General features: G+C 74.2%; 11 protein-coding genes. 6 read left to right on the plus strand and 5 right to left on the minus strand.

Translation table 11 applies throughout. The features are described from left to right. The first annotated feature begins 48 nt into the window (after positions 1–48). The 4 genes from AACH10_RS03495 to AACH10_RS03510 are packed head-to-tail and all read left to right on the plus strand — an operon-like array spanning position 49 to position 4220. Complete coding sequence (locus AACH10_RS03495) at positions 49–1089, plus strand: S1C family serine protease (protein ID WP_341408965.1); 1041 nt, start codon at positions 49–51, stop codon at positions 1087–1089. Positions 1090–1108: 19 nt separating this feature from the next. Next, positions 1109–2101, plus strand: a complete 993-nt coding sequence (locus AACH10_RS03500; RefSeq protein ID WP_341408966.1) for an AAA family ATPase — start codon at positions 1109–1111, stop codon at positions 2099–2101. Continuing rightward, positions 2085–3137 (plus strand): DUF58 domain-containing protein, encoded by a 1053-nt coding sequence (locus tag AACH10_RS03505; RefSeq protein WP_341408967.1) that lies wholly within the window; start codon positions 2085–2087, stop codon positions 3135–3137. Before AACH10_RS03500 ends, AACH10_RS03505 begins: the two co-directional genes overlap by 17 nt. Positions 3138–3158: 21 nt before the next feature. Further along, positions 3159–4220, plus strand: a complete 1062-nt coding sequence (locus tag AACH10_RS03510; RefSeq protein ID WP_341408968.1) for a VWA domain-containing protein — start codon at positions 3159–3161, stop codon at positions 4218–4220. Between the two features lie 4 nt (positions 4221–4224). Here the strand turns inward: AACH10_RS03510 and AACH10_RS03515 are convergent, their stop codons facing one another. The 3 genes from AACH10_RS03515 to AACH10_RS03525 form a co-directional block, all read right to left on the minus strand. After that, positions 4225–8205 carry a response regulator gene (locus AACH10_RS03515; protein ID WP_341408969.1) on the minus strand — a complete coding sequence of 1327 codons (3981 nt, stop codon included), beginning with the start codon at positions 8203–8205 and terminating at the stop codon, positions 4225–4227. 69 nt (positions 8206–8274) lie between these two features. Beyond that, positions 8275–8949, minus strand: coding sequence for a lipoprotein-releasing ABC transporter ATP-binding protein LolD (gene lolD / locus AACH10_RS03520; protein ID WP_341408970.1), 675 nt, complete (start codon positions 8947–8949; stop codon positions 8275–8277). Continuing rightward, positions 8942–10198 (minus strand): lipoprotein-releasing ABC transporter permease subunit, encoded by a 1257-nt coding sequence (locus tag AACH10_RS03525; protein ID WP_341408971.1) that lies wholly within the window; start codon positions 10196–10198, stop codon positions 8942–8944. Before AACH10_RS03525 ends, lolD begins: the two co-directional genes overlap by 8 nt. Positions 10199–10313: 115 nt before the next feature. Between AACH10_RS03525 and AACH10_RS03530 the strand changes: the two genes are divergently transcribed. After that, positions 10314–11270, plus strand: a complete 957-nt coding sequence (locus AACH10_RS03530) for a hypothetical protein (protein WP_341408972.1) — start codon at positions 10314–10316, stop codon at positions 11268–11270. 8 nt (positions 11271–11278) lie between these two features. Next, positions 11279–13021, plus strand: coding sequence for a single-stranded-DNA-specific exonuclease RecJ (gene recJ / locus AACH10_RS03535; protein WP_341408973.1), 1743 nt, complete (start codon positions 11279–11281; stop codon positions 13019–13021). Between the two features lie 33 nt (positions 13022–13054). On the opposite strand, the gene AACH10_RS03540 is transcribed toward recJ, so the two are convergent. Together AACH10_RS03540 and AACH10_RS03545 are read right to left on the minus strand one after the other, a co-directional pair. Continuing rightward, complete coding sequence (locus tag AACH10_RS03540) at positions 13055–14554, minus strand: bifunctional diguanylate cyclase/phosphodiesterase (RefSeq protein WP_341408974.1); 1500 nt, start codon at positions 14552–14554, stop codon at positions 13055–13057. A gap of 65 nt (positions 14555–14619) precedes the next feature. Further along, on the minus strand, positions 14620–15453 hold the full coding sequence (locus AACH10_RS03545; RefSeq protein ID WP_341408975.1) for an HDOD domain-containing protein: 834 nt from the start codon (positions 15451–15453) through the stop codon (positions 14620–14622). Between the last annotated feature and the right edge of the window lie 6 nt (positions 15454–15459).

Below are 15459 nucleotides of genomic sequence, written 5' to 3' on the forward strand. Positions count from 1 at the left end.
GTGTTACCTTCACGGCACGCAGCCCCGCCACGGCTGCCGGAGCCGGTGATGAAGGCCCGCACACCGCTGTACAGCCGTTCGCCGCAGCGCCCGGTCGCCGGGGGCGACGGTGCCATGCCGGCCGCTACGGTGCCGGGTGCCGCGCCTGCGGCCGTGCCGGCCTCCGCCGGGCCCGTGCGGGCAGCGCCGGTGGCCACGGTGCAGCGCCCTGTGCGGTGGGCCTGGCTGCGCCGGCACGAGCGCTGGGCCTGGGCGCTGGGCGCGCTGCTGCTGGCCATGGCCGCCGGCTGGCCGGCCTGGACGCAGCGGCTGCCGCTGGCCGGCGCGGCGGGCGATGCGGCGCGCCTGAAGGCACTGGACGCCGCACTGCGCGAATCGCTCACCCGCGAGCCCCTGCCCGCCGCCACGGCCGCGGCCCATGCCGCGGTGCTGCCCTCGGTGGTGCGGGTGCAGGGGCATGGCGCACCGGCCGAGGGCCGATCGCCCGGCCGCGCAACCCGCTCGCCCCCATCGGCCCGGCCCCAGGCCGGCACGCCGCCCGACGAGGCCGAGCCCAGCAGCGTGGGCACCGGCGTGGTCATCGTCGACCGGGGCCTGATCCTCACCGCGCTGCACGTGGTGGACGGCGCCGCGCGCATCACCGTCACGTTCTCGGACGGCAGCGACAGCCCGGCCGTGGTGGTGGCCCGCCAGCCCGAGAACGACCTGGCCGTGCTGCAGGCCACCGTGCTGCCCGACGACCTGCACGCCGCCACGATGCGCAGCACGCAAGGCCTGGCGCCGGGCGACGCAGTGCTGGCGGTGGGCTTTCCGTTCGGCATCGGGCCGTCGGCCTCGGCCGGCGTGGTGTCGGGCCTGCAGCGCGAGTTCCGCGCGCCCGGCGGCGGGCCGCTGATGCGCAACCTGATCCAGTTCGATGCCGCGGCCAACCCCGGCAACTCGGGCGGCCCGCTGGTGACGATGGACGGCCATGTGGTCGGCATCGTCACCGCGATCATGAACCCCAACCAGCAGCGCACCTTCATCGGCATCGCCTTCGCGGTGCCGATCGAGAACGCCGCCGCGGCGGCCGGCATGCCGCCGTTCTGACCCCCAGGAACCGACGCCCATGACCGCCTCCGAATCGCCGGCCCCGCTGATCGAGCAACTGCTGTACGAGGTCAAGCGCGTGGTGGTGGGCCAGGACCGCTTCCTCGAGCGCGTGATGGTCGCGCTGCTGGCCCAGGGCCACCTGCTGGTCGAAGGCGTGCCGGGCCTGGCCAAGACGCTCACCGTGCGCACGCTGGCGGCCACGCTGCGCGGCAGCTTCAAGCGCATCCAGTTCACACCCGACCTGGTGCCGGCCGACCTGGTGGGCACGCGCATCTTCAACCAGAAGACCGGCGAGTTCGGCACCACGCTGGGCCCGGTGTTCGCCCACCTGCTGCTGGCCGACGAGATCAACCGCGCACCGGCCAAGGTGCAGAGCGCGCTGCTGGAGGTGATGCAGGAGCGCCAGGTCACGATCGCCGGCGAGACGCACCCGGTGCCGCAGCCCTTCGTGGTGATGGCCACGCAGAACCCGATCGAGACCGAGGGCACCTACCCGCTGCCCGAGGCGCAGGTCGACCGCTTCATGATGAAGGTGCTGGTCGACTACCCCAGCGACGAGGAGGAGTTCGTCATCGTGCAGCGCGTGATCGGCCCGCCGGTGACGGTGCAGGCCGTCACCAGCACCCGCGAGCTGGTGGAACTGCAGCAGCAGTGCCGCGCGGTGTACGTGGACCCCAGCCTGATCCAGTACGCGGTGCGCCTGGTGGGCGCCACGCGGCGGCCGGCCCAGCACGGCCTGGCCGGGCTGGAGAAGTACCTGCAGTACGGCGCCAGCCCGCGCGCCAGCATCGCGCTGGTGGAGGCCGCGCGCGCACTGGCGCTGATGCGCGGACGCCGCTACGCGCTGGCCGAAGACCTCGGCGCGCTGGCCGCCGACTGCCTGCGCCACCGCCTGGTGCCCAGCTACGAAGCGCTGGCCGAGGGCCTGGACGCCGACGCGTTGATCGCCCGCGTGATGGCCCAGGTGAAGCCGCCCGAACAGCCGCTGCAGCATGGCCCGCAAGCCTGAGGCGGACCCGGATTCCCCCGGGGGAGCGCACGGCGCACCCGCCGGGCGAGGGGCCGATGAGGCACTTTTGCAGCGCCTGGAGTGGACGGTGCTCAAACGCCTGGACGGCCTGCTGCAGGGTGACTGGCGCACGCTGTGGCGCGGCAGCGGGCTGGACCTGGCCGACCTGCGCGAATACCAGCCCGGCGACGATGTGCGCCACATCGACTGGAACGTCAGCGCCCGGCTGCAGCAGCCGCATGTGCGCCAGTTCACCGAAGACCGCGACGCCAGCGCCTGGTTCCTGCTGGACCTGAGCGGCAGCATGGACTTCGGCAGCGTGGCCAGCGACGATGCCGACCCCGCCGCGCCGCTGCGCAGCAAGAGGGCGCTGGCCGAGACTTTCACCGCCGCGCTGGCGCGGGTGCTCACGCGCCACGGCAACCGCGTCGGCGCGGTGCTGTACCGCCAGGGCATCGAGGCCGTGCTGCCGCCGCGCGCCGGGCGGGCGCAGGTGCTGCAGCTGCTGGCGCGGCTGCGCGCACCGGCCCCCGCCAAGCGCGCCGCAGCGCCGGAGGCCCGCCACGGCACCCGCCTGGCCGACCTGCTGCAGCACGGCCTGGCGGTGATGCCGCGCCGCAGCGTGGTGTTCGTGCTGTCGGACTTCATCAGCGCGCCGGGCTGGGCCGCGCCGCTGGGCCGGCTGGCGCAGCGCCACGACGTGCTGGCGGTGCGCCTGTACGACCCGGCCGAGCTGGCCCTGCCCGCGCTGGGCCTGCTGACCGTGCAGGACGCCGAAACCGGCGAACAGCTGCTGCTGGACACGCAGGACCCAGGCTTTCGCGCCCGCTATGCCGCGCTGGCCACCGCGCACGAGGCGGCGTTGCGCCAGCAGCTGGCCGAGGCCGCGGTGGACGTGCTGGAACTGGCCACCGGCGACGCGCTGCTGCCCGCCCTGCTGCGCTGCGTGCAGCTGCGCCGCCAGCGCCAGCGCCTGCCGGCACCCCGCCGCGCCCCCGCCTGGCTGGGCGGCGGTGTGGCCACGGCCTGCACCTAGCCCACGACACGAGCGACCACCATGCCCGACTGGCTGCCCGCACTGCACCTGCTCGACTTCCTGTGGCCCCAGGCGCTGTGGGCGCTGGCGCTGCTGCCGCTGGCGGTGGCGGGCTACCTGGCGCTGCTGCGCCGCCGGCGCCGCCAGGTGCTGCAGGTGCCCAGCCTGGCGCTGATCCGCCAGGCCCAGGGCGCCGGGCCGGGCTGGCGCCGCCATGTGCCGCCGGCCCTGCTGCTGGCCGCGCTGGCGCTGCTGATCGTGGCCGCCGCGCGGCCCACGGCCAAGCTCACGCTGCCCGCGTCGCAGCAGACCATCATCCTGGCCATGGATGTCTCGGGCAGCATGCGCGCGGCCGATGTGCAGCCCAACCGCCTGGTGGCGGCGCAGGCGGCGGCCAAGGCCTTCGTGGCCGGGCTGCCGCGCAGCGTGCGCGTGGGCGTGGTCAGCTTTGCCGGCACCGCCGCCGTGGTGCAGGCCCCCACGCTCAGCCGCGACGACGTGGTGGCCGCGATCGACCGCTTCCAGCTGCAGCGCGGCACGGCCATCGGCTCGGGCCTGGTGCTGTCGCTGGCCACGCTGTTCCCCGACGAGGGCATCGACCTGTCGCAGATCACCGGCGCGCGCGCCATGCCCGGCAGCCCGGCCGACGGCCCGGCGAAGAAGCCGCCGGCGCCGGTGGAACCGGGCAGCTTCCGCTCGGCGGCGGTGATCCTGCTCACCGACGGCCAGCGCACCACCGGCCCCGACCCGCTGGAGGCCGCCAAGATGGCCGCCGAGCATGGCGTGAAGGTGTTCACCGTGGGCATCGGCACCAAGGCCGGCGAGGTCATCGGCTTCGAAGGCTGGAGCATGCGCGTGCGCCTGGACGAGGAGACGCTGAAGACCATCGCCACGCTGACCCGCGGCAGCTACTTCTACGCCGGCACCGCGCAGGACCTGCAGCAGGTGTACGAGGGCCTGTCCACCCGCTTGGTGGTGCAGACGCAGGAGACCGAGGTCAGCGCGCTGGCCGCCGCCGCTGCGGCGCTGCTGATGCTGCTGGGCGCCGGGCTGGGGTTGTGGTGGTTCGGCCGCGCGGTGTAGGCGCTCAGCGCGCTGCGCCGGCCACCGGCCCCAGGCATTCGGCCAGCACCCGCTCCAGCTCAGCCACCAGGGCCTGCAGCCGGTCATCGAGCTCGGCCACCTGATCGATCAGCGGCCGCGCCGGATCGGCCGCGTCCAGGGCATCGGCCAGGTCCTGCACCTGCACCGCACCCACCGCGGCGGCGGCGCCGCACAGCGCATGGGCCGCGGCCTGCAGGGCCGGCACGTCGTCCACCAGGGCGGCCAGCTCGGGCACGCCGTCGGCGTACTGGCGCAGGAAGCTGCGCATCACGCGCAGCGCACGGCCGCCATGGCCGCCCACCCGCGCCCACAGCGCATCGGCATCGAAACCGGCCACGGCGGCCAGGCGCCGGCGCAGCGCGGCCTCGTCGGCCGGGGCCAGCGTGGGCGGCACCGGCGCGGCGGGTGCAGCAGGTGCGGCGGTTGCCGCAGCGGCCCCGCCGTCGGGCCCGGCGCCCTGCCCGTGGGACAGCGCATCGCCGCGCGGCAGCCAGCGCAGCAGCGCGCCGTACAGGCGCTCGGGGTCCACGGGCTTGGCCACATGGTCGTCCATGCCGGCGGCCAGGCAGGCGGCGCGGTCCTCGGCAAAGGCGTTGGCGGTCATCGCCAGGATGGGCAGGCGCGGCCCCACCAGCGCCCGGATGGCGCGCGTGGCGGCCAGGCCGTCCATGCCCGGCATCTGCACGTCCATCAGGATCAGCGCCGGCCGCTCCACCGTGGCCATGGCCACGGCCTGCTCGCCGTCCTCGGCCACCAGGGGCTGCAGGCCTGCAGCCAGCAGCAGTTCAGCGGCCACCTCGCGGTTGGTGGCGTTGTCGTCGACCAGCAGCACGCGGGCGCCGCCATGGCGCTGGCGCAGCAGGCCTTCGGCGCGGCCCGGGCCTTGGCCCTGGCCTTGGACGGGCTGGCCGCGGCGCAGCACGTTGCGCAGCAGTGCCTCGTTCAGCAGCGACGGCCCGATGGGCTTGACCAGCACCTCGCCAAAGCCCGCCGCCTGCGCCTGCTGGCGCATCTGCGGGTCGTCGTAGGCGGTGACCAGCAGCGCCGGCGGCGTGCCGTCGCCCAGCAGGCCGCGCAGGCGGTGCAGCGTCTCGATGCCGTCCATCGGCACCATGCGCCAGTCGATCAGCAGCACGTCGTAGCTGCCACCGCTGGCCAGCGCGCGCTGCACGCGGGCGATGGCCTCCTCGCCCGAGTCGGCCATCTCGACCTCCAGGCCCAGCAGTTCCAGCCGGTCACGCAGCACCACGCGCGACTCGGGCAGGTCGTCCACCAGCAGCGCGCGCAGGCGGTCCAGGCCGCCGTGGTCGCCGCTGGCCTCGGGCTGGTCGACGGCCTCCAGCCACGCGGTGAACCAGAAGGTGCTGCCCTCGCCCGGCACGCTGCTGACGCCGGCGTCACCGCCCATCAACCGCGCCAGGTGGCGGGTGAGCGCCAGGCCCAGGCCGGTGCCGCCGTAGCGCCGCGTGGTGCCCGAATCGGCCTGCACGAAGGGGTTGAACAGCAGCGCCTGCTGGGCGGGCGTGATGCCGATGCCGGTGTCGCGCACCTCGAAGCGCACCAGCACGCGGCCATCGGCCTCGCGCAGCCGCTCGCCCAGCAGGCGCACCCAGCCGCGCTCGGTGAACTTCACCGCGTTGGACAGCAGGTTCAGCAGCGCCTGGGCCAGGCGCGTGCTGTCGCCGCGCAGGCGGTCGGGCAGGTGGTCGGTGTCGAGCACCAGCTCGAGGCCCTTGCCGCGCGCGCGCTCGCCCACCATCTCGCAGGCGCGCACCATCAGCGCCTCGACCGAGAACACGCTGCTGTCGAGCACCAGCTTGCCGGCCTCGATCTTGGACAGGTCGAGCACGTCGTCGATCAGCTGCAGCAGGTGCTGCGCGGCCGCGCCCAGGCGGTCGATGCGCTCGCGCTGCAGCGTGTCGCGGCTGTCGCGGCGGATCAGGTGCGCCAGGCCGATGATGGCGTTCATCGGCGTGCGGATCTCGTGGCTCATGTTGGCCAGGAAGGCGCTCTTGGCCCGGTTGGCAGCCTCGGCCGCGTCGCGCGCCTGCTCCAGCGCCAGGTAGGCGTTCTTCAGGTCGCTGATGTCGGTGGCCAGCACGATGACGCCGCGCACCTGACCGTCCACCACGTCGGGCAGGTGGTCCATCTGGTGCACCTGGCGACCGCCGTCGCGCGTGGTCACGCGCTCGAAGCGCTGCGTCTTGCCCCCCAGCGTTTCGCGCAGGCGCTGCTCGACACCGTCGGCCACGAAGCTCGGCCGCAGCTCGGTGGCGGTGTGGCCCAGCGAGGTGTCGGGGTCGAGCCGGTTCCAGCTGAACCAGGCGCGGTTGGCATAGCGCAGGCGCAGCTCGCTGTCCCAGTAGGCCACGCGGCCCGGCACGCCGTTGAGCACGGTGCGGATGAAGCGCTCGGCATCGGCCAGCCGCGCATGCGATTCGCGCAGCGACTCCGTGCGCTCGGCCACCGTCTGCTCCAGCGAGGCGCGCGCGGCCTCCAGGTCCTGGCGCAGGCGGGCCAGCTCGGTGATGTCGCGCGAGATGCCGTACATGCCGATCACCTGGCCCTCGGCATCGCGCAGCGGGCCCTTGGTGGCCAGGAACACGGTGGGGCCGTCCACCGTCTGCACATGCTCCTCGAAGCGGCGGGCCGCACCCTCGGCCATCACCGCCGCGTCATTGGCCATCATCTGCGCCGCCTCGTCGGGCGTGAACAGCGCGCGGTCGTCCTGGCCGAGCACGGCCTCGGCGTCGCGGCCGGTGACGCGCGCGGCCTCGCGGTTGAACAGCAGGTAGCGGCCCTGGCGGTCCTTGGCGAAGATGGCGTCGGTGGAGTGCTGGCCGATGGCCTCCAGCAAGGCCATGGCCTGCAGGCGCTCATGCTGCGCCTGGGCGTGGCTGCGCGCCTCGGCCAGCGCCAGGCGCTGGCGCATCAGCCGCGCCACCAGGCCCAGCACGCCCAGCAGCAGCAGCGCCACCAGGCCGATGACCCCGCACTCGCGCCAGGCCTGGGCGCGCACCGCGTCCAGCGGCAGCGCCAGCTGCAGCCACCAGCCGGTGCCCGGCATGGCCTCCAGCTGCAGCAGCACCGGGCCGGGGCCGGGCACACCGGCGGCCACCGGCGGCGCCTCGAACACCTGGGCCTGGCCGGCCGGCCACTGGCCGCGCAGCACGCGGGCGGCCGGCTGCAGCGCATCGTCCACGGCCACCGCGGCCGGTGAGAGCGCGGCCGCCGCACCCGCGGCCGCACCACTGACACCCAGCAGCTGCGCCTCGTCGCGCAGCCACAGCGTGGCCTGGGCGCGCATGCCGGCGCCCTGGTCGGGCGTGTCGAGCATGGGGCCCAGCTCGCGGCGCGTGTCCACCTGCCACACCACGGCCGCCCGCGCCGGGCTGCCGGTGGCCAGCAGCGGCATCACCACGTCCACACGCGGGGACACGCCGCCTGCGCCGGCCCCGCCGGCCCCACTGACAGGCAGCACGATGTGCGACGGCAGCAGCCGCAGCTCGCCGCTGCGCAGCGATTCGCGCACCACCGCGCGCAGCCCGGGCGACAGCGCCGGCGCACCGGGTCCGGCCGCCGCCACCTCGCCCTCGGCGTCGAACACACGCACGTTCTCGCCGCCGTTGGCCTGCAAGAAGGCCTGGGCACGCCCCAGCAGGCGCAGCGGACCAGCGGGCTCACCGGGCTCGGCCGGCCGCAGGTACAGCTCGGCCCACAGCGGGCTGCCCGACAGGAAGCGGGCCAGCCCCATGCGCGACTGCAGCCAGCCCTTCAGGCGCGCCTGCCGCACCGCGGCGGCGGCATGCAGGCGCTCGACGGCCAGCTCCTGGTGGCGCTGGTGCACCTGCAGCGCGGCACCCAGTGCCGCGGCCAGCACCACCGCCGCCATGCCGATCAGCAACCAGCGCACCGAGGCGCTCAATCGTCCGGCTCCGGCGTCGGGCAGGGTGTTGGCGGTCATGGTGCGCAGTGTCGCAGAGCGCGTGACCCAACCCTGACGCCGGCGACCCACCGGGCCGGCGCGGGCTCCTCAGGCCAGGCGCCCGCGGTCCAGCCGCAGCTGGCGGTCGCAGCGCGCGGCCAGCGCGGTGTCGTGCGTCACCAGCACGAAGGCGGTGCCGCGCTCGCGGGCGATCTCCAGCATCAGCGCGAACACCGCGTCGGCGGTGCCGCGATCCAGGTTGCCGGTGGGCTCGTCGGCCAGCACGCAGGCCGGGTGGCTGACCAGCGCCCGCGCAATCGCCACGCGCTGACGCTCGCCGCCCGACAGCTCGGCCGGCCGGTGCGCCACGCGCTCGGCCAGCCCCACGCGGCCCAGCATGGCCTGCGCCTGGGCCTGCGCCTCGGCCACGCCCTGGCGGCGGATGCGCAGCGGCATGGCCACGTTGTCGAGCGCGCTGAACTCGGGCAGCAGGTGGTGGAACTGGTAGACGAAGCCCAGGTGCTGGTTGCGCCAACGGCCTTGCGCGGCGGCATCCAATTGCGCCAGGTCCTGGCCCTTGAGCGTGACACGGCCGGTGCTGGGCGCGTCCAGCCCGCCCAGCAGGTGCAGCAGCGTGCTCTTGCCCGAGCCCGAGGCGCCCACGATGGCCAGCGTCTCGCCGGCATTCACCTGCAGGTCCACGCCCTGCAGCACGGCCACGTCCAGCCCGCCCTCGGTGAAGCGGCGGCCGAGGTTCTCGCAACGCAGTACCGGATCACTCATAGCGCAGGGCCTCGGCCGGCTTGACACGGCTGGCGCGCCAGCTGGGGTACAGCGTGGCCACGAAGGCCAGCGCCAGCGAGATCAGCGCGATGGGCAGCACATCGCCAAGGCGCGGATCGCTGGGCATGCGGCTGATGACGTAGATGCTGCCGGGCAGGAAGGCCACGCCCAGCGCCCGCTCGATGGCCGGCACGATGGTGCCCACGTTGAAGGCGATCAGCAGGCCGCCGGCCACGCCGGCGAAGGTGCCGATGATGCCGCTCATGGCCCCCTGCACGACGAAGATGCCCATGATCGAGCGCGGGCTGGCGCCCAGCGTGCGCAGGATGGCGATGTCGGCGCGCTTGTCGGTCACGGTCATCACCAGCGTGGAGACGAGGTTGAACGCGGCCACGGCCACGATCAGCGTGAGGATGATGAACATCAGCCGCTTTTCCAGCTGCACGGCGTCGAACCAGTTGCGGTTGGTGCGCGTCCAGTCGCGCACGTACAGCCCCGGCGGCAAGGTCTTGACCAGCTGCTCGGCCACGCCGCGCGCCTGGTGCAGGTCGGCCAGGCGCAGCTGCACGCCGGCCGGGCCGTCCAGCCGGTACAGGCGCTGCGCATCGGCGATGTGGATCAGCGCCAGGCCCGAGTCGTACTCGTAATGCCCGGCGTCGAAGGTGCCAGCCACCGTGAAGGCCTTGAGCCGCGGCACCGTGCCGGCCGGCGTCACCTGCCCGCCCGGCGCCACCAACGTGACGCTGTCACCGGGCATCACGCGCAGCTGGCGCGCCAGCTCCACGCCCAGCACGATGTTCCAGGCCCCGGGCTGCAGCTTGGCCAGCACGCCGTTCTTCAGTTGCGCGGCCATCGGCGTCACGCCGGCTTCCAGCGCGGGGTCGATGCCGCGCACGATGGCGCCACGCATCTCGTCGCCCCGCGCCACCAGCGACTGCACCGCGATGAAGGGCGCCGCGGCCTGCACCTGCGCATTCGCCCGGGCTTGCTGGGCCGTGGCCTGCCAGTCGGCCAGCGCGCCGCCCTGGGCATCGAACACCTCGATGTGCGACACCACGCTGAGCATGCGGTCGGTGACTTCCTTCTGGAAGCCGTTCATCACGCTCAGCACGATGATCAGCGCCGCCACGCCGAGCGCGATGCCCAGCACCGACACGAAGGAGATGAAGGAGATGAAGCCGTTGCGCCGGCCCGCGCGGCCGGCGCGGGTGTAGCGCCAGCCGACCTGCCACTCATAGGGCATGGACATGGGGCAAGCACAAAGTCATAGGCGCTGCATGCTACCGGAGCGCAGCCGGGCGACGCATCGGCGCCGCGCCCTCGTGCCTGTAGGACGGGGCCGCGTGGCCGCGATAATCCCGGGCATGCACCTGGTGCTCCCTTACGCCGGCGCGCTGACGCCGGCCGCCGCGCAGGCGGCGTCCACCCTCGCCCTGCCCCACCTCGAACGCCTGCTGGCCCGGCTGGCCCCCACGCACCGTGATGCGGGCGACGAGCTCACGCTGTCGCCGCCGCATGAGCGCGCCTGGGCGCTGGCCGCTGGCTGGCCGGTGGACGCCGCCACCGATGGCCTGCTGCCGCTGGCGGCCGCCGCCGCACGGCGCGACGGCCTGGCCGTGGACGATGCCGATGCCCAAGACAGCCCCGGCTGGGGCCTGCTGTCGCCCACGCACTGGCACTTCGGCACCGAGCAGGCCTCGCTGATGGACCCGGCCGGCCTGGCGCTGGACGATGCCGATGCGCGCGAGCTGTTCGACGCGCTGCAGTCGCTGTTCAACGACGAGGGCTGGCAGCTGCTGTGGGGCGCGCCCACGCGCTGGTACCTGCGCCACGCCAGCCTGGCCACGCTGCCCACCGCCTCGCTGGACCGCGTGGTGGGCCGCAACGTCGACCCCTGGCTGACCAGCCACCCGCTGGCCCGGCCCTTCCGCCGCCGCCAGGCCGAGGCGCAGATGCTGCTGCACACGCACCCGGTGAATGCCCGGCGCGAGGCGCGCGGCAAGCTGCCGGTCAACTCGTTCTGGCTGTCGGGCACCGGCCGGGCCCGCCCCGGCCAGCCGGGCGCCGACTGGCAGGCCGACGACCGCCTGCGCGAGCCCGCGCTGGCCGAGGACTGGACCGCCTGGGCCGAGGCCTGGGCCCAGCTGGATGCCGGCCCGCTGCGCGAACTGCTGGCCCGCGCCGAGGCCGGCGAGAGCGTGGCCCTGACGCTGTGCGGCGAGCGCCATGCCCAACGCTTCGAGGCCCAACCGCGCGGGCTGATGAAGCGCCTGTTCGGCGCGCGGCGTGTGGCCGCTGCGCCCTTGCTCGAATCCCTGTGAACGCCCCGATGACCGACCAACCCACCCTGCTGACCAGGGACGTGCCACCGCGCACCGCCTTCGCGCTGGAGCAGGCCGGCGTGCACCCGCTGCTGGCGCGCCTGTTCGCCGCGCGCGGCGTGCGCAGCCCCGAGGCGCTGGACGACGGCCTGGGCAAGCTGCTGCCGCCGGCCACGCTGAAGGGCGCGCCCGAGGCCGCCGTGCTGCTGGCCGACGCCATCGCCGCCGGCCAGCGCATCTGCATCGTGGCCGACTACGACTGCGATGGCGCCACCGCCTGCGCCGTGGCGCTGCGCGGCCTGGTGATGCTGGGCGCGGCGCCGGGCCGCGTGCAGTACGTGGTGCCCGACCGCCAGATCCACGGCTACGGTCTCACGCCCGAAATCGTCGACCTGGCCATCGCCCAGCACCGGCCCGACCTGCTGGTGACGGTGGACAACGGCATCGCCAGCAGTGCCGGCGTGGCCCATGCCCGCGCGTGCGGCCTGAAGGTGCTGGTGACCGATCACCACCTGCCGGCGGTCGACGAGCAGGGCGCGGTGCAGCTGCCCGACGCCGATGTCATCGTCAACCCCAACCAGCCGGGCTGCGGCTTCGCCAGCAAGGCCCTGGCCGGCGTGGGCGTGATGTTCTACGTGCTGCTGGCCACGCGGGCCGAGCTGCGCGCGCGGGGGGTGTTCTCAGCCGAGCAGCAACCGAGGCTGGACGCCCTGCTCGACCTGGTGGCGCTGGGCACCGTGGCCGATGTGGTGGCGCTGGACGACAACAACCGCCGCCTGGTCGCGCAAGGCCTCAAGCGCCTGCGCGCGGGCCGCGTGCAGCCGGGCGTGGCCGCGCTGTTCCAGGCCGCCGCGCGGCAGATGCCCCGGGCCTCGGCCTTCGACTTCGGCTTCGCGCTGGGCCCGCGCATCAACGCCGCCGGCCGCCTGGCCGACATGACACTCGGCATCGCCTGCCTGACCACGGATGATGCCGACACCGCCGCGCGCCTGGCGCAGCAACTCGACGCCATCAACCGCGAGCGCCGCGAGGTGGAGGCCGACATGCGCGTGGCCGCCGAGCTGCAGCTCGACCGCCTGCTGGCCGCGCAAAGCACGCAGGGCGAGGTGCCGCCGGCGCTGGTGCTGTTCGACGAGGAGTTCCACGAGGGCGTGGTCGGCATCGTGGCGGGGCGGCTGAAGGACCGGCTGCACCGCCCCACCTTCGTGCTGGCGCGCGGGCAGGACGGCTGGCTCAAGGGCTCGGGCCGCTCGATCGCCGGCTTCCACCTGCGCGACGCGCTCGATCTGGTGAGCAAGCGCCACCCCGGCGTGCTGAGGAAGTTCGGCGGCCACGCCATGGCCGCCGGATGCACGCTGGCCGAAGACCAGGTGGCCACCTTCGCCAGCGCACTGCGCCAGGTGGCCGCCGAGTGGCTGCAGCCCGCGGCGCTGAACCGCACGCTGGCCACCGACGGCCCGCTGGCGTTGGAGTGGTTCAACGCCGACACCGTGGGCGCGCTGGACGCCCAGGTGTGGGGCCAGGGCTTTCCGGCGCCGGTGTTCTGCGACGAGGTCGAGATCGTGCAGCAGCGCCTGGTGGGCGAGAAGCACCTGAAGCTGCGTGTGCGCCAGCAAGGCGCGCTGCGCGACGCGATCTGGTTCGGCCACACCGAGCCGCTGCCGCCGCGCGTGCGCCTGGCCTACCGGCTCAGCCTCGACGAGTTCCAGGGCCAGCAGCGCATCCAGATGGTGGTGGAAGCCGCGGCCTGAAGGCCGCAGCCCTGGCGCAACCCTGGGCGCCGCTCACAGCTCGGCCGACGCCCTGGGCTCCAGGATCTCCACCTGGGCGCGCGCGCCCCACTCGCGCAGCAGGTCGGCGAAGGCGCGGCCGCTGCCGCCGTCGGTGGCACTGGCCGCGGCCTCGCCCAGCAGCGGGCTGAGCTTGGCGTGGCGCAGCCGCATGCCGGCCAGCATGGGCAGCGCCGTGCGGCCGACCCCGAAGTCACGCAGGCCCAGGCGGCAGCCGCTGCGGCTGGCCAGCTCACCCAGCGTGCGCAGCGCGCGCAGCAGCTCGACCGTGTCGCGCAGGTCGGCCAGCTCCAGCGTCAGGCGCCCGGCACGCTGCGGATGGGCCTGCAGCAGCGCGCCCAGGCGCCGCACCAGGATCGGCCGCGCCAGCGACTGGGGCATCAGCTCCAGCGACAGCGACAGCGACTCGTCGGACAGGCGGTTCAGCGCGATCTCCACGGCCTTCAGGTCGAGGTCGGCGATGCGGCCGCAGCGCACGGCTGCGGGCATCCATTCCTCGCGGCCGATGCGGGCGCCGTCGGGCAGCAGCAGGTGCAGCTGCCCGTGGTGGTGCGACAGGCGGCCCAGGCGGTCGTGCACGGGCTCCAGCGTCATGCCCAGGTGGCCGGTGTCCAGCGCGTACTCGATCACCTGCCGCCATTGCGAGGCCTGCTGGAAGCGCACGCCGGCATCGGCGCCCACCACCATCACCTGCCGGCCCTGGCCGATGGCCTGCATCACCTGGCTGTCCACGCGGGCCAGCACCTGCGACAGGGTTTCACCATGCTGGAAGCAGGTGCCGCCGATCCAGGCCGTCACCGGCAGGTCGGTCAGGCCGTCGTCGGACAGGCGCTGCAGCCCGTCGGCCAGCACCTGCAGCAGTGCGCGCCAGTCGTCCACCGAGCGCTCGGGCACCAGCAGGCCGAAGTCGGCGCCGTTCAGCCGGGCGAAGGTGCAGTCCTCGCCGGGCAGGCGGGTCAGCAGGCCGGCGCGCACCGCGGTGGCCACGGCCACCAGCAGCTCGTCGGTGCGCTGGCGGCCCATGCGCTGGTTCAGGCCCTCCAGGTCATTGACGCGCAGGATGGCCACCGCGCCGGTGGCGTCGCGCGTCTGCAGCAGACGGTCCAGCGACCACATGAAGTGCTGCCGGCTGGACGCATGCGTCAGGTCGTCGCGCGCCAGCTGGTTGCGCAGGTCGCCCACCGCGTCGTCGCGCTCGCGCAGGCTGGTCTGCACCTTCTCGATCAGCACGTTGACGGCGCGCGCCAGCGGCACCCACTCCTGCACCGTGGGCTGCTTCATCGGCATGAAGCGCCACTCGCCGAGCGCCTGCACCTGCTCGACGATCTGCCGGGCCGGGCGCATGGCCCAGGCCCGGATGCAGGCCAGGCCGCCCAGCTGCATCGCCAGACCGGCCAGCTGCACACCCAGCATACCGGTCGCGCCGGCTTGCTGCCCCAGCCACCACCAGGTGGCCGGTACCACGATGCACTGGACCGCCAAGATCCAGGCCATCGCCCATGTTGTTGCGGACATCATCCACTCCCTGTTGCGTGCGCGGGCACCCTGCGGATGCCGGCTCAGGCCAGCGCGGGGCTGGCCTGCAGATCACCGAAATCGGTCTCGGCCGCCGGGCTGGCGAGGTAGGCGCCCAGGCCCAGGGTGTCGACCAGCTCCATGTTCACGCCGCTCAGCGTCTGCTCCAGGCTCTCGCCCAGCGCGGCGCCGGCGGCCATGCTGGCGGCCACCTGCAGCGTGCGGATCATGCGCACGTCGGTCACGCGCCCATCGTTGCGCTGGAGCGACTGCGCAATGGCCACCACCACCGGCTGCGGCATGCCCAGCTTGTCGGCCCACACCGCACTGACCATCGGGTGGCTGACGCCGAACAGCTTGTGCTCCAGCCGCGCCAGCGGCTCGCCCCACAGCGGCCGCACGCTCGGAAAGCCCTCGATGGCCTGGCGCGGGTGGCACTGGCACAGGATCAGGTGGCCGATGCCCTGCAGCAGCCCGGCGCCATAGGCGTCGTCGGCGTTCACGCCGGTCTGGCGCGCCAGCATGCGCGCCAGCGAGGCCGTGAGCGTGGATGCCAGCCAGAAGTGCCGCAGGTTGACCGCCGGCACCTGCGCGAAGGCCGCCTGCGCGCCGCAGGCCACCACCAGGGTCTGCAGCGTGCGCGAGCCGACCATGCCCACCGCATCGCCCAGCGACGCGGCGGTGCGCCGGCCACCGAAGTACGAGGAATTGGCCAGCCGCAGCACGCGCGAGCTCATCACCGGGTCCTGCTCCAGCTCGGACACCAGCTCGTGCAGCGCGGCGTCGGGGCGGCGCATCAGCGTCAGCAGGCGCTCCACCACGCGGGGCACGGTGGGCAGCTCGATGCGCCCGGACAGCACGTCGTCGATGAAATTCATGGGGTT

This window comes from Pseudaquabacterium inlustre, assembly GCF_038066595.1.
In the GTDB taxonomy this organism is placed as follows: domain Bacteria; phylum Pseudomonadota; class Gammaproteobacteria; order Burkholderiales; family Burkholderiaceae_C; genus Pseudaquabacterium; species Pseudaquabacterium inlustre.